General features: G+C 42.2%; 13 protein-coding genes and 2 pseudogenes. 12 read left to right on the forward strand and 3 right to left on the reverse strand.

Features of this window, described 5'->3' with window-relative positions; all coding sequences use genetic code 11:
- Window positions 1-129: 129 nt before the first annotated feature.
- The 12 genes from murJ to L5M28_RS19630 all read left to right on the forward strand — a co-directional run bounded on the left by murJ (window position 130) and on the right by L5M28_RS19630 (window position 13887).
- Window positions 130-1689 (forward strand): murein biosynthesis integral membrane protein MurJ, encoded by a 1560-nt coding sequence (gene murJ, locus L5M28_RS19575; protein ID WP_105249941.1) that lies wholly within the window; start codon window positions 130-132, stop codon window positions 1687-1689.
- Window positions 1690-1754: 65 nt separating this feature from the next.
- Window positions 1755-2690, forward strand: a complete 936-nt coding sequence (gene ribF / locus L5M28_RS19580; RefSeq protein WP_105249940.1) for a bifunctional riboflavin kinase/FAD synthetase — start codon at window positions 1755-1757, stop codon at window positions 2688-2690.
- A 32-nt stretch (window positions 2691-2722) separates the two neighbouring features.
- Entirely contained in the window at window positions 2723-5545 is a 2823-nt protein-coding gene (gene ileS, locus L5M28_RS19585) for an isoleucine--tRNA ligase (protein WP_263196203.1), read from the forward strand.
- 9 nt (window positions 5546-5554) lie between these two features.
- Complete coding sequence (gene lspA / locus L5M28_RS19590) at window positions 5555-6070, forward strand: signal peptidase II (protein ID WP_131525273.1); 516 nt, start codon at window positions 5555-5557, stop codon at window positions 6068-6070.
- A complete protein-coding gene (gene fkpB, locus L5M28_RS19595) occupies window positions 6067-6489 on the forward strand; it encodes an FKBP-type peptidyl-prolyl cis-trans isomerase (protein ID WP_028760921.1) in 423 nt (140 codons plus the stop codon). The genes lspA and fkpB overlap by 4 nt, the downstream gene beginning before the upstream one ends.
- A 1-nt stretch (window position 6490) precedes the next feature.
- Window positions 6491-7447, forward strand: a complete 957-nt coding sequence (gene ispH, locus L5M28_RS19600; RefSeq protein ID WP_028760920.1) for a 4-hydroxy-3-methylbut-2-enyl diphosphate reductase — start codon at window positions 6491-6493, stop codon at window positions 7445-7447.
- A gap of 183 nt (window positions 7448-7630) precedes the next feature.
- Window positions 7631-8218: a type IV pilus modification protein PilV gene (gene pilV, locus L5M28_RS19605; RefSeq protein ID WP_049821749.1), complete on the forward strand. Its 588-nt coding sequence runs from the start codon at window positions 7631-7633 to the stop codon at window positions 8216-8218.
- Window positions 8219-8229: 11 nt separating this feature from the next.
- A complete protein-coding gene (locus L5M28_RS19610; RefSeq protein WP_263196201.1) occupies window positions 8230-9198 on the forward strand; it encodes a PilW family protein in 969 nt (322 codons plus the stop codon).
- Window positions 9199-9210: 12 nt separating this feature from the next.
- Window positions 9211-9672: a PilX N-terminal domain-containing pilus assembly protein gene (locus tag L5M28_RS19615; RefSeq protein WP_105249936.1), complete on the forward strand. Its 462-nt coding sequence runs from the start codon at window positions 9211-9213 to the stop codon at window positions 9670-9672.
- A gap of 2 nt (window positions 9673-9674) precedes the next feature.
- Window positions 9675-13181 (forward strand): pilus assembly protein, encoded by a 3507-nt coding sequence (locus tag L5M28_RS19620; protein WP_263196199.1) that lies wholly within the window; start codon window positions 9675-9677, stop codon window positions 13179-13181.
- Window positions 13182-13192: 11 nt separating this feature from the next.
- Window positions 13193-13585 carry a type IV pilin protein gene (locus L5M28_RS19625; protein WP_263196197.1) on the forward strand — a complete coding sequence of 131 codons (393 nt, stop codon included), beginning with the start codon at window positions 13193-13195 and terminating at the stop codon, window positions 13583-13585.
- Window positions 13582-13887, forward strand: a complete 306-nt coding sequence (locus tag L5M28_RS19630) for a TapY2 family type IVa secretion system protein (RefSeq protein ID WP_263196195.1) — start codon at window positions 13582-13584, stop codon at window positions 13885-13887. Before L5M28_RS19625 ends, L5M28_RS19630 begins: the two co-directional genes overlap by 4 nt.
- 91 nt (window positions 13888-13978) lie before the next feature.
- On the opposite strand, the gene L5M28_RS19635 is transcribed toward L5M28_RS19630, so the two are convergent.
- The 3 genes and pseudogenes from L5M28_RS19635 to L5M28_RS19645 form a co-directional block, all read right to left on the reverse strand.
- On the reverse strand, window positions 13979-14473 hold the full coding sequence (locus tag L5M28_RS19635; RefSeq protein ID WP_028760913.1) for a GspH/FimT family pseudopilin: 495 nt from the start codon (window positions 14471-14473) through the stop codon (window positions 13979-13981).
- Window positions 14474-14616: 143 nt separating this feature from the next.
- Window positions 14617-14934, reverse strand: a pseudogene (locus L5M28_RS19640) (GspH/FimT family protein); the annotation flags it as partial.
- Between the two features lie 21 nt (window positions 14935-14955).
- A pseudogene (locus tag L5M28_RS19645) lies at window positions 14956-15182 on the reverse strand (ISAs1 family transposase); the annotation flags it as partial.

A 15182-nucleotide genomic window follows, 5' to 3' on the forward strand; every position in this document is an offset into this window, starting at 1 on the left:
TGGCTATCTTCGACCCAACTCGTGTAATATGTGGCGCAATTCTAGCAGCTATTACCGCAGTGTGACAGAGCCTGAATCGATTTTTTGAGATGTATCACCTAATCAATTCGATATGGGTCTGGGGGACGTTTGAGTAGAAAATTATTAAAATCTGGCCTGATTGTTAGTGCTATGACATTGATATCCCGAGTTTTAGGTCTAGTTAGGGATGTGGTTGTTGCTAATTTGATGGGCGCAGGGACAAGTGCTGATGTGTTTTTCTTTGCAAATAAAATTCCTAATTTTTTACGCCGTTTGTTTGCTGAAGGGGCTTTTGCACAGGCGTTTGTACCTGTTTTAACTGAGTACCAAGAGAAACATACCGCAGAAGAGACTCGTGATTTATTGAGTAAAGTTGCGGGCACATTAGGTTTACTAGTGACAATAGTGACCCTTTTGGGGGTGGTTGCATCACCTGTGTTGTCAGCTTTATTCGGTGGTGGTTGGTTCATCGCTTGGCTTAACAACGAGCCAGATGGTGCTAAATTTGAACTCGCTACCGTTGTGCTTAAAATTACTTTTCCTTATCTGTGGTTTATCACATTTACGGCATTAGCGGGCTCAATTTTAAATACCCGAGGCCGTTTTGCGGTATCGGCTTTTACACCCGTTTTTCTCAATGTGGCAATTATTGCGGCGGCTATTTTCTATGCGCCTACATCGACCCAGCCTGAGATTACCTTGGCTTGGGGCGTTTTTTGTGGTGGTTTGATTCAGTTCCTATTTCAAATTCCCTTTTTATTGCGTGAAAATGCGCTCGTCAAGCCTTCTTGGGGATGGCATCACCCGGGCGTGGTGAAAATCAGAACTTTGATGATCCCAGCATTGTTTGGCGTGTCTGTCTCACAGATTAACCTGCTATTTGATACATTTATCGCCAGTTTTTTGATGACGGGTTCAATAAGTTGGCTCTATTATGCCGACCGTTTACTCGAATTTCCCTTAGGATTGTTTGGGATCGCGATTGCTACTGTGATTTTACCTGCGCTGTCACGAAACCATGTGAATGACGAAGGTGCGGGCTTTGGCAAGACGATGGATTGGGGGATTAAAGCGATTCTACTGCTAGGTCTACCGGCTATGATGGGATTGATCGTGCTCGCAAAGCCTATGTTGATGGTATTATTTATGCGCGGTGCTTTTTCATTGCATGATGTTGAAATGGCTTCCTATAGTTTGATGGCTTATGGCAGTGGTTTGCTTAGCTTTATGCTGATTAAGGTGCTTGCTCCTGGCTATTACTCTCGTCAAGATACCAAAACACCTGTGCGTTATGGCATTATTGCCATGATCACAAACATGGGCTTTAACTTACTGTTTGCTATTCCTTTTGGGTATGTTGGACTGGCGATTGCGACTTCGATGTCAGCTTTGCTTAACGCCACATTACTATACAGAGGCTTGCATTTAGCTGGCGTTTATCGTGTTTCTAGGCCGACTATGGTGTTTTTTGCTAAAGCCGTGGTCTCTACAGCCTTGATGGTGGTAGTCTTGTATTACTTTTTGCCTTCACAACAAATTTGGTTAGATTGGCATTTGTTCGATCGTGCGAAAGCCTTGATAGGCTTAATTTTAGTTGGGGCAGTCAGTTATTTATTGTGTCTGCTTTTGCTCGGAATTCGTCCTTGGTCAATTAAACGGGGAGCTTGATTGCTGATTCTCATCGCTAGCTGTTATATAATCAGCCGATTTGCGCTTGGCAGTTGTCTAACGTTATGGAATTAATCCGCGGTATACATAACATTTTGTCATCCCACCACGGGTGTGTATTGACTATAGGTAATTTTGACGGCGTCCATCGTGGTCATGCACAAGTGATTGCGAATTTAGTGCAGAAGGCGAAGCAGTTATCGCTGCCATCGACATTAATGACGTTTGAGCCTCAGCCGCAAGAATTGTTTAGCGGCGACAACGCGCCGGCTCGTTTAAGTTTATTACGTGATAAAGTCATTTTACTCGATGAACTCGGGGTTGAGCGGTTAGTGTGTGTTAACTTTAATCGCACTTTTGCTAATCAACCTGCAGAGCATTTTATTGAAGAATTGTTGGTCCGCAAACTGGGTGTCAAATACCTCGTCGTCGGTGATGATTTTTGTTTTGGTCAAGGCCGTAAAGGCAATTTTGAAATGCTAGTGCAGGCGGGTATCCAATATGGATTTACTGTGGTCAGCACTCAAAGTTTTATGCTGGGCTCGCAAAGAGTGAGCTCGACTGCTGTGCGTGAACAATTGGCGAAGGGCAATCTTGAACAGGCTAGACGCCTATTAGGACACCCTTTTACCTTGAGTGGTCGTGTAGCGCATGGGCAAAAAATTGGCCGCACAATTGGTTTTCCCACCGCGAATATCGCCTTAAAGCGCAATGTTGTGCCGGTACGCGGTGTGTTTGCGGTTAAATGTTATTGGGATAACAGCGATATTTATGAGGGCGTCGCCAATATTGGGTTTCGCCCGACAGTGAACGGTCAAGTGTGTCAGCTTGAGGTGCATCTTTTTGATTTTGAAGGTGACATTTACGGCAAACATGTTGAAGTCGAGTTGGTAGCTAAACTCCGAGATGAGCAACCTTTTGACTCATTGGATGCGCTAAAAAAACAGATTTTAAATGATGCAAATGAAGCCAGAGCTTTATTTGGTAATGATGCAGGCTGAAATTTATCAGTTTAATTAACGGTATAGGATCAATGAGCGACTATAAATTTACTTTGAATTTGCCGGAAACAGAGTTTCCGATGCGTGGTAATTTGGCAAATCGCGAGCCAGAGATGTTAGAGCGCTGGACAAAAGACGGTTTGTATCAACAGATCCGTGATAGCCGAATTGGCCGTACTCCCTTCATTTTGCATGACGGCCCACCGTATGCGAATGGCAGTATTCATATTGGTCACTCAGTTAATAAAATCCTCAAGGACATTATTGTTAAGTCAAAAACTATGTCTGGTTTTGACGCACCTTATGTACCAGGTTGGGATTGCCATGGTTTGCCTATTGAGCTGAAAGTTGAGCAAAAAGTGGGTAAACCAGGTCAAAAAATCACTGCAGCAGAATTCCGTGAAGAATGCCGTAAATACGCTGCAGAGCAAGTTAACGGCCAACGTGAAGACTTTATCCGTTTAGGTGTGTTGGGTGATTGGCAAAATCCGTACTTAACAATGGATTTTTCGACGGAAGCTAATATCGTTCGTTCTTTATCGAAAGTGATTGAGAGTGGTCACTTGCATAAAGGCGTCAAACCTGTGCATTGGTGTACCGACTGTGGTTCAGCGTTAGCCGAAGCCGAAGTCGAATATGAAGATAAGACATCACCCGCAATCGATGTGGTGTTTGTCGCCGCTGACAGTAAAGCCGTTGCGGCTAAGTTTGGGGTAAGCGATTACTCACATCCTGTCTCTATGGTAATTTGGACGACCACGCCATGGACGCTACCAGCGAACCGCGCCTTGTCTTTGAGTCCTGAGCTGGATTACAGCTTAGTCGAATTCGAAAAAGACGGTGTGACGCAAGCGCTTATTTTAGCTGAAGTCTTGGTTGAATCTTGCCTGACTCGCTATAACATCGAAAGCCATACTGTGCTTGGTACAACCAAAGGCGCCGCGCTTGAGCTTGTCCGCTTTAATCACCCGTTCTTGGATTTTGATGTGCCTGCAATTTTAGGTGATCACGTCACTACTGATGCGGGTACCGGTATCGTTCATACTGCCCCTGGTCACGGTCAAGACGACTTTGTTGTTGGTCAAAAGTACGGCTTAGAAGTCGCAAACCCTGTTGGCGACAACGGTGTATACAAGCCTGATACTGAGTATTTTGCTGGGCAACATGTTTTTAAAGCTAACGATAACGTCGTAGCTTTGCTGAGAGAAAAAGGTGCCTTGCTGAATCACGTGGCTTACCGTCACAGCTACCCACATTGCTGGCGCCACAAAACACCAATTATATTCCGCGCGACACCGCAGTGGTTCATCTCTATGGATAACCACGGTCTACGTACGCAAGCATTGAAAGAAATCGAGCAGACTCAATGGATCCCTGATTGGGGCCAAAGTCGTATCGAAAAAATGGTTGAAAACCGCCCTGACTGGTGTATCTCACGCCAACGTACTTGGGGTGTGCCTATCACGCTGTTTGTGAACCGAGAAACCGAAGAGTTACACCCTGATAGCGTGTCGTTAATGGAACGCGTGGCGAATCGTATCGAACAGCAGGGTATTCAAGCTTGGTGGGACCTTGATGCCGCAGAATTGCTGGGTGATGAAGCGGAACAATACCGTAAAGTCACTGATACTTTGGACGTTTGGTATGACTCTGGCTCAACCTTCTCATCAGTGGTAGCCGCACGTCCTGAATTCCACGGACACGGTGTTGACTTGTATCTTGAAGGTAGCGATCAACATCGCGGTTGGTTTATGTCATCTTTGATGATTTCAACCGCAATGAATGGCAAAGCACCGTATAAGCAAGTGCTTACCCACGGTTTTACCGTCGATGGTAAAGGCCGTAAGATGTCAAAATCTATTGGTAACGTGATTGCACCACAAACGGTAACCAACAAATTAGGCGCCGACATTCTGCGTTTATGGGTTGCGGCAACCGATTACAGCGGTGAGATGACGGTTTCTGACGAAATCTTAAATCGCAGCGCCGATGCCTATCGTCGTATTCGTAACACTGCGCGTTTCTTATTAGCCAACTTAAACGGTTTCGAGCCCGCTAAGGATTTAGTGGCCGTTGAAGATATGGTGGCGTTAGATCGTTGGGTTGTTCGCCGTGCCGCTGCGCTACAACAGGAAATCATCGAAGCCTATGATCAATATAACTTCCATATAGTGACTCAAAAACTGATGCAGTTCTGCTCGGTTGAGTTAGGCAGTTTCTATCTGGACATCATTAAAGATCGCCAATATACGGCTAAGCAAGAAGGCCATGCACGCCGTAGTTGTCAATCGGCGCTGTATCTGATCTCTGAGGCCATGGTGCGTTGGATTGCGCCAATTCTAAGCTTCACTGCTGACGAAGTATGGCAATTACTGCCTGGCGAGCGTGATGCTTATGTCTTTACCCAAGAATGGTATCAAGGCTTGAAATCAGTCACCTTAGCGACTGATTTGAGCGATGACTATTGGCAGCAGTTGCTAACCGTGCGTAATGAAGTCAACAAAGTGATTGAACAAGCTCGCCGCGACAAACGTATCGGTGGCTCATTAGAAGCTGAAGTGACCTTGTTTGCGGATGCTACCTTGACTGAGCAATTAACCCATATCGGCGATGAGCTTAGATTTGTGTTATTGACCTCTGAAGCCAAAGTATTGCCTTTAGCCGATGCGACATTGGAAGCGGTTGAGACTGAGTTGGCATCACTGAAATTAGTGGTTGCTTCAAGCACTGCCGAGAAGTGTGAGCGTTGTTGGCACCACAGAGAAGAGGTTGGCACTATTGAGGCTCACCCAACACTTTGTACTCGCTGCGTAACCAATATTGAAGGTGACGGCGAAGTTCGTCAGTTTGCGTAAAGGATCTGTATGCCATTAACTTGGAAAGACAGTGGCTTACGTTGGTATTGGGTAGCTGTATTGGTGTTTTTAGCCGATCAGCTATCTAAGCAATGGGTCTTAGCCAATTTTGATTTGTATGAATCAGTGAAATTATTGCCTTTCTTTAATTTCACTTATGTACGTAACTATGGTGCAGCTTTTAGTTTTTTAAGTGAAGCTGGAGGTTGGCAGCGCTGGCTGTTTACGATTGTTGCGATTGGATTCAGTACGTTATTGACTGTGTGGTTGCGTAAGCAATCGTCTTCTTTGTGGAAACTGAATCTAGCTTACACCTTAGTGATTGGTGGTGCTTTAGGTAATTTAGTCGATCGATTGATGCATGGTTTCGTGGTTGATTTTATCGATTTTTTCTGGAATAAGAGCCATTATCCAGCATTCAATATTGCCGACGCTGCTATTTGTATCGGTGCAGTGCTGATTATTTGGGATGCATTTGTAAGCGATAAGTCTGAAGCTGATAGCGCTGAAGGGGTTAAAAAGTGACTGTGACACGTTCATTATTATGCCACATGAACATTGTGCTTGCTGATGGCTCAACTGCCGATAGCACTAAAGCTTCGGGTAAACCGGCTCGATTAAATGTGGGTGATGGTACTTTAAGTCCTGCATTTGAGGCGCAGCTGGTGACGCTTGCTGAAGGTGATAAGCACAGTTTCACGCTTGAAGCGATTGATGCCTTTGGCGAATCCAATCCTGATGCTATCCATTATCTAGATCGAAGCCGTTTTCCGGCTGACATGAGTTTAGAGGCTGGCGTGATTGTGAGTTTTGCTGGCCCTGGTGGTAGTGAGATCCCAGGTATTGTCCGTGATGTTGCGGGTGATTCCATCACAGTCGATCTTAATCATCCTCTGGCAGGACACAAGATCACTTTTGAACTGGACGTAGTAAAGGTATTTTAAGATGAAACTCGATCCTACTAGCCCAAGTTTAAATATTATGCTCGCTAACCCGCGCGGTTTTTGTGCGGGTGTTGATCGTGCTATCAGTATTGTTGAACGGGCGTTGGAATTATTTTCGCCGCCTATCTATGTTCGCCATGAAGTCGTGCATAACCGCTATGTCGTGCAGAATCTGAAGGATCGCGGTGCGGTTTTTGTCGAAGAGTTAGATCAAGTGCCGGATAACAACATTGTTATCTTCAGTGCCCATGGTGTATCTCAAGCGGTGAGACAAGAGGCTAAGGCGCGAGGGCTGAGAGTCTTTGATGCGACGTGTCCTTTAGTGACTAAAGTACATCTTCAGGTGACGCGTGCCAGCCGCAAAGGTATTGAGTGCATCCTGATTGGCCATGAAGGGCACCCTGAAGTCGAGGGTACTATGGGTCAATACGATAATCCTAATGGTGGCGTTTATCTGATTGAATCGCCTGCAGATGTTGAAGCTTTGGAAGTGCGCGATCCCAATAATCTTTGCTTCGTGACACAAACTACTTTGTCTGTAGATGATACTTTGGACATTATTGTTGCGTTACAAAAAAGGTTTCCCTCTATTGAAGGTCCGCGAAAAGACGATATTTGTTATGCAACGCAGAATCGTCAAGATGCGGTACGCAATTTATCTGCAGACGTTGATTTGTTGATTGTTGTTGGCTCAAAGAACAGCTCTAACTCTAATCGTTTACGCGAGCTAGCATTGAAAACAGGAACCCAGTCTTATCTAGTGGATACTGCAGATGATGTTGAGTCTAGTTGGTTTGATAATGTTACACGTGTAGCCGTCACCGCTGGAGCTTCAGCCCCCGAGGTTTTAGTCCAACAAGTGGTTCAAGCAATCGCTAAACTTGCTCCTAGTGTTGTGACTGAAGTTGAAGGGCGTAAAGAAGACACTGTTTTTGCTGTGCCAGCCGAATTACGTTAAATCTGTGTACTGTTTAATCGTCAATAAAAAAGAGGCTATAAGCCTCTTTTTTATTGTCTCAAATTCATTCAAAGCATAATTATGTCAATGCTTATGTGCTAATGTTACTGGCTACTTACATTTTACTCATCTATTATTAACTGTTGGTAGTTTTTATCGTAATACTAAGATTTTTAAAGGTAAATAGCTGAAAAGCTTGTCAAAAATATGACTAAAATCGAAAGGTTGACACAAAGGGAATTTCAACGGGGCTTCTCATTAATTGAAGTGCTTGTTGCGTTAGTGATCTTAGTCATTGGCTTAATTGGTATTTTTAATCTGCATATTGTTGCAAAGCGTGGCAGCTTTGAATCCTTTCAGCAAACTCAAGCCTCCTATTATGCAAACGATATAATTAATCGAATGAAGCTGAATAGAGCGCAGCTGGGTAATTACGCTGGTGAGTATACTGGCTCTCTTAATAAACCAGGCAATGTTTGTGACGTTGCTGTTGGCGCAGTGAGTATATGTACTCCTGAAGAGACTGAAGCTTGGGATCTTTACCAGTGGGAACAGAGTTTTATGGGGGCTGCCGAAGTTATGGATAGCCAGAATGTTGGTGGGTTAGACTCTCCAACAGCTTGCATTAATGTAGATGGTTCAACTGTAACGGTCGCAATTGCGTGGAGAGGGATCCGAGAGGGCGCGGGTACAAGTTATTCTGGGAGTGAATGTGGAGAAGATATTGGTACGCGTAGGCGGCTTTTTATTCTTTCGACAATGATTATTTAGGTTAACTATGTATGGATAATTTAAAAAACTGTGAGAAAGGGATGTCGCTGGTTGAGCTAATGGTCTCTATGGTCATTGGCTTATTTCTCACTCTTGGGCTTTTTGGCATGTTTAGTATGTCTTCTTCCAATGTGATCACAACGAGCCAGTTTAACCAATTGCAAGAAAATGGACGAATAGCTTTGTCGCTCATGGAAAGAGACATTAGTCAGTTAGGTTTTATGGGGGACATAACGGGAACTGATTTTGTACTTGGAACCAATATGACCTTGAGGGATGGTGTTGCAAATGATTGTATTGGTGCAGGTGTAAATAACGGTACTTTACCTAATGCTGAACCTGCACACTTTAGGCGTCTATGGGGATATGAAGAGGGCGAGAGTGGGGATACATTAAGTTGCTTATCAGGTGTGAATCAGAATACGGATATCATTCAAATTAAAAGATTAGTTGGCCCACCAGTGACTAATCCCAATGGCGAGCGTTTTTATATGGCTGCAACTTCGAGTGAAGCTGTGATGTTTAAAGGCGGTAATCCTCCCAATCCAGTACTCGAAAATGCTCGTTTTTGGGAATATCAGCATCATATTTATTTTATTAAAAATGATGGTTCTGTACCTGTTCTACGCCGAAAAACATTAACCAAGAATAATGGCATGAATAACGAAGAGCAGTTAGTTGAAGGCATTGAGAATATGCGTATTCTTTATGGTTTTGATAGTAATGGAGACGATACCGCCGATAGTTTTATGCCAGCAGAAAATGTAACCACATTAATGTGGGACAACGAATTATTTCAAAGACTTGTTGCCTTAAGGGTTTTCTTGTTGGTTCGCGCTATTGATGAAGATAAAAGTTACACCAATGAAACTACTTACACTCTGGGCGATAAGGAAATTAAAAATTTGAATGATCATTATCGACGCAAGATAGTTTCGACGACTATGGTGCTTGCAAATCCAGTGTTAATTAGAAATTAGAAGGTTGGTAAGATGAAAAAGCAAAAAGGAATTGTATTATTTTTTGCACTTATCATATTGTTGCTTATGACTATTATTGGTGTCGCTTTGGCTGTTAATTCGACCCAATCTATGCGTATGTCTGGAGCAGGATCAGAACGTATAGAGGCTAAGTCTGTTGCTGATGGTGGCTTAGAGGCGGCAATCGAAGCCAATAAAGGTGCTAGCTTAGCCAAACTATCTGAGATTTCATCTGTGGTTGAATTTGGTTCTAACCAAACGTTAACGCCAATTCCTTATGAAGTTGATGCTGCAGGTAATGTTGTCATTAGTGCAAAAGATGTTGGATGCCAGCGGAGTACAAGGCCAAATAGTGGTAATTTAATCAGCTGTCGGCGTGTTGAGATTAGTAGTACAGCAGAATTTGGTAGAGATAAACTGGGCCAACTCACTGTTGTCGCAGGTGTGGAGCAAGAAGTTTTAACTGGGAGTTAGATATGATTATTAAAAAGCTGGCTTGTTCTATACTACTTGCGCTGACTTTTGTGTCGGCTTTCTCCTTTAGTGACGATACTGAGTTATATGTAAAAGAATCAACAACTCGAACGGGCGCAAGACCTAAAGTGCTCGTTATATTTGATAACTCAGGAAGTATGTCGACTGAAGAAATTACTCAGGTTGTAGATTATGACCCTAACTATGACTACCCAGCCGTAAGTGGTTCTGGGTATAGTGATACTCTTATTTATTATGCTGTTGGCGGTGGAGGATTACCCACCCCTGATACTAGCTCTGATAAGCGTAATTTTAAAGCTAGTTTAAATGGATGTAGTCAAAGCAAAGCTGCATTAGCAGAGTTTGGTCGTTTTACTGGGTATATAAGAGAGTTCACATCAAGTGGTACTACTGGTGTTTGGAAAGAACTACCTGAAACAAACGGTACAGCAATAAAAGTAATTGATTGTTGGGAAGATATTTCTCAAATAAATCCGAGTAATTCATCATCATATCCTAATGGATTTCCTGCTAACGGGGTAACAACGGGGTCAGGTAGTAAAAAGAAAGCGTATCCATATTTTACTTCCTCACTACCAGGAACAACTTGGAGCAATGCTTTAGCCGCAGCCAATAATACTGACTTTGGTGTTGGACAACCTATTACCTTGTACACTGATAATTACCTAAGATGGTACGGATTATCTAAAGCGGGAAAATTACCAACGGTAAAAGTTTCAAGACTAGAAATTGCGAAGAAAGCGATTTCTAATATTATTAGTTCAACTCCAACAGTGGATTTTGGACTTGCTGTATTTAATTATAATTATCCAAATGAAGGTAATCGAGACGGTGGTCGAATTGTATCTGGCATTACTCAGATGACGGATAGTACGCGTGCTAGTTTATTAACTACTATTGATAATTTGCTGGCAAAAACAAATACACCACTATGTGAGACTATGTATGAAGCTTACCGTTATTTTGCCGGTAAGGGCGTTAAATATGGTCATAGTGATACAGATTATGGCTCTTATGTTGGAAATAAACCACCGTATGACAGCTTAGTGGAGAAGAGTGGTAACTACGCAAGTCCATTTAAAGTATGTACGGATATTGCTTATGTTATCTATGTCACTGATGGCTCTCCAACAGTTGATAAAAATGCGAATAATGACGTTATTAGTTTAACTGCCACAGGAAGTAAAGAAGGGGATTACTCTTCATTTTCTAAAAATCTAGATACAGCAAGCTATTTGCCCGCATTAGCTAGTTATATGTTTAATAACGACTTAATTAACAAGTTGGACAGTTCAAATACTGAACAAATGCAGAATGTTCGTACTTATACTATTGGTTTTAGTAAAGGTGCAGAAGATGCCGCACCTTTACTTGCTGAGACGGCTAAAAGAGGTGGTGGTTTATATTTTGCTGCTCAAAACAGTCTTGAACTACAGAATGCACTTAATGATGCGTTATCAAATATTTTGAATATTGATTCAAGTTTTACATCTCCAAGTATTGCTAGTAATAATTTTGATAGGACTCAGACATTTGATGCCGCTTATTACGCTATGTTTCTTCCAGGCAAAGGACCTCGTTGGAGCGGTAATTTAAAAAAATTAAAAGTAACCGCAGATGGAACATTGGTTGATAGTAAAGGGAATGCAGCTATAGCAGATAACGGCAATATTAAAGATGGTGCCTGTACTATATGGTCGGATTGTGTTGCGCAAAAGGATGGGAATAAAGTTGAAGTCGGCGGAGTCGCGGCACAAATCAGAAAGCAAGAAGTTAGGAATATTGTAAGTAACTTAAATGGGTCCTCCAGTTTAACGCCTTTAACACTTGCTAATGCACAAACTGCAGCAGGCGGTGATGCTGCGCTAGCTAGCTATATGAGAACTAGCGTAGATGAGCTTGCTAATACGTTAAATTGGCTTAATGGGATAGATGTCGACGACGATAATAAAGATGGTAGTACGACAGATAAACGTAATGATGTTATGGGTGATCCTCTTCATTCTAAGCCACTTGCACTCAATTTCGGCACAAAAAGCGCGACTGATATTCGTATCATGCTTGGCACTAATCAAGGTGTTGTGCATATGTTTAAAGATGCGGGCGAATCTGTATCAGAGACTTGGGGCTTTATTCCCTATGAGTTATTGCCTAATTTAACAGAACTGAGAAGTAATGATCCTTCAGGTGTACACACAGTATACGGAATGGATTCATCTCCAGTTGCTTACACAGAAACTGATGCTGAGGGTAAAGTGATTAAAGCATGGGTCTATATGGGGATGCGTCGAGGTGGCTCGTCTTATTATGCCCTCAATGTGACAAACCCTGATAGCCCTTCTCTAATGTGGACTATTAATCCATCAACGGATGGTTTTTCTGATCTTGGACAAACATGGTCTGAGCCTATAGTGACGAAAATCGTTGGTTATGAAAAGCCTGTACTCATTTTTGGTGGTGGCTACGATGTTAGTTTTGATGCAACTCCTTCATCTTCTCCGGTAGGTCGTGCGGTTTATATTGTCGATGCAGAGAAGGGAACTTTGATTCATTCATTTGGTGGCTCTGCATCGGGTGCAACAGTACTTTCTGGTATTCAGGATAGCATTCCAAACTCAGTCGCCGTACTTGATAGTAATAATGATGGGTATACAGATAGGATTTATGCCTCCGATGTCGGTGCAAATGTCTGGCGCATTGATCTTCCAAGTGCAAGTAAGTCGAGTTGGAGTGCATTTAAATTTGCTTCTTTAGGTGGTACAGATAGTAATAATCGTCGTTTTTATGCAGAACCTGTTGTAGCACAAACGATGTTTACTAATTTATCCGAAGTTAAGGTGACAACAGAGAGTGGTACTACTACGACTAAAACTTATCAAAATGTTCCCTATGATGCGGTGGTGATTGGAAGTGGAACGCGACCCCACCCATCATCTACTGATATCAATGATATGTTTTTTACATTGCAAGATCGTAATGTGGTGACTAAGAGTTTTACTGGCGGTGATGTTCCCGAGGCGATCACAATCAATGATCTCTATGATGTGACTTCTAATGCACCTGCGTCTGAAGCCGACAACATAAGTTTCGGTAAAAAACTCGGCTGGTTCTATGATTTTAGTGGTCTAGGTGAAAAGAGTTTAACAGCTGCCTTGATTGTCCAAGGCAAAGTTTATTTCACTTCTTATTCTCCCCCTGCAGACTCGGTTGCCGATAACGTGTGTTTGGTGTCTGGTTCTGGCAAATTATATCCGTTCGATCTGCACAAAGGAACGAGATCCTTTTCTCAATTATATTATGAACTGGGTGAACGTGTACCGGATACACCGCAGATTGTTATTCCTGCACCTGAATCCGGTAAAGATCCCTATATCTATATTATTGGAGTTGGTAAAGGTGAGAAAAATGAAAATGGGGATTATACAGGTACAATCAACGTTGCTTCTGGGTTAGGTGTTAATAAAATTTATTATCATATAAATGAATGAGTTATTAATTTATGAAGGTTCAACTTAAAGGTTTTACCCTGATAGAGGTGATGATCGCCGTCGTGATCATTGGTATTTTGGCATCGATTGCATACCCTTCTTATACGCAGTACATTGCTCAGAGTGCAAGATCAGAAGGGTTAGCTGCTTTGATGCGTATAGCAAACTTGCAGGAACAGTATTATCTCGATAATAAAAAATATGCTACTGATTTAACAAAACTTGTAGGGGCCAACCCTTATATCACTGAACACAAACATTACTCTGTATCATCAAGTGGTGCATCAAGCTTTACGATTAAGGCAGTTGCTCAAGGGGGTCAGGCTAGCCGTGATGCCTCGTGCTCTCCTTTAACAATATCAGATACTGGGGCAAAAGGTCCGAGTGCGGAGTGTTGGAAATGAAATTAATAAACCTCTTTATAACGGTGGCTTTCTTACCAAGCTTAGTTTGGGCTGACTCTGGAGCAACAGTCAGCGAACAAGACTTCAAATGCTACATTACATCAAAGAAAAGTGCTGAGATTGCCTTCTATCATTGGAAGAGTAGTGAAATGAATGTGAGAATGGCTAGCCTTGTTGGTACTACTCGCCAATCAAATGATGGATTGAAATATTACATCTATAGTGTTGAGGAGTGTGTCGCATTAAACGCTGAATTTACTAATACTAAGGCACAAGTTTTGGATAAGTTAACACCTAGATAAACATCAGCATGTATTTTTAAATGTTAACAACGAACGATTTAAGGATAATATTATTTTAGGGTAGTGAACGATAGATTTAGTCTCCCATATTTTATGTGCAGCTTTTCCCATCTGCGCCCTCTTTTATTAAACCTGAAGTGCTAATGTTTATGCTTTTAGAATTGTCACTTTGCCCATTTGAACAATAGATAATTGATGTTTCAACTGAGACTAAACCATCGGGTGTAAAATCAATTTTTTTATCGGCGGGCCCTGATAGGGAAATTACATCGTGTGTATTGAAACTATCGATCACTTTCAATACATTCTTGGCACCTCCATTGTCAATATATACACTGAATCCTTTATTCCAGTCTGTGCCGCATGGTGATGCCGCGTATGGGCAGACTGTTACTGTTGCGCCATAGTTGACAGCTTGGTTTCTTGCAAAAGCAAACACATCACTAATTTTTCGTATTTCATTAGCGCTGCGTGTCCCTTCGTATAGCGACGTAAGTGATGGAACCCCTATGGCTAGTAGGATTGCTGCTACGGCAATTGTGACCATCAGTTCGACTAAGGTAAATCCTCTTGAAATAATTAACATGTAGCTATCCTCGTTAAAACTTAGCTAAGTATATGCGAGGAGACTCTAATGGTCAGTATCTATTCTATATTTTCAATATACCCAATAAATTGATTTTCTTGCTTTTATATAATTAAATTTAAATAGGGAGTATATATTTAAATTTAATCGCAATTGATATTCTTTGCGGTAGAAAGGCGAACTCTACCCGCCTGATTAACAACGATTGCACGGGAATTTTTGCTATCAATTGTTCGTGGGCAATACTTGAAAGTACCATTACTTCCAGAAGCTAACCCATCAGGTTGAAACTTTATCGAACTTTTATTGTATGTTAAAAAATCTTTCGAATCGAATTCATCAATGACCCTAATAATTTTATCGTTAGCATCGAAGCTTTCGACTACACCTGTATCAATGAAAATTGTTAATCCCTTTTGCCAATCTTGAGTACATTTCCCATTTACGAGTGGGCATACTGTGCAGGGTGAGATTACGAGTGGTCATTTAATAACCACACTCATGCCGGCTTCAAGCACCGCATCCAAATAAGCCTCATTCATCAATGCCTGACGCTGCTTTCTTCTGATACTCATTTTTCGCTTCTCAGCGCGTAACATATTCAAACCAAAGTGTCGCATCGTGGCAAGATTAGTCGCTGCATTACCACGGTATATCTGGCACGCATCCTCACCTAAACTCACATCCAGCACCCAGTGCAACTGGTTTT

The sequence above is a fragment of the Shewanella sp. SW32 genome (assembly GCF_025653365.1).
In the GTDB taxonomy this organism is placed as follows: domain Bacteria; phylum Pseudomonadota; class Gammaproteobacteria; order Enterobacterales; family Shewanellaceae; genus Shewanella; species Shewanella oncorhynchi.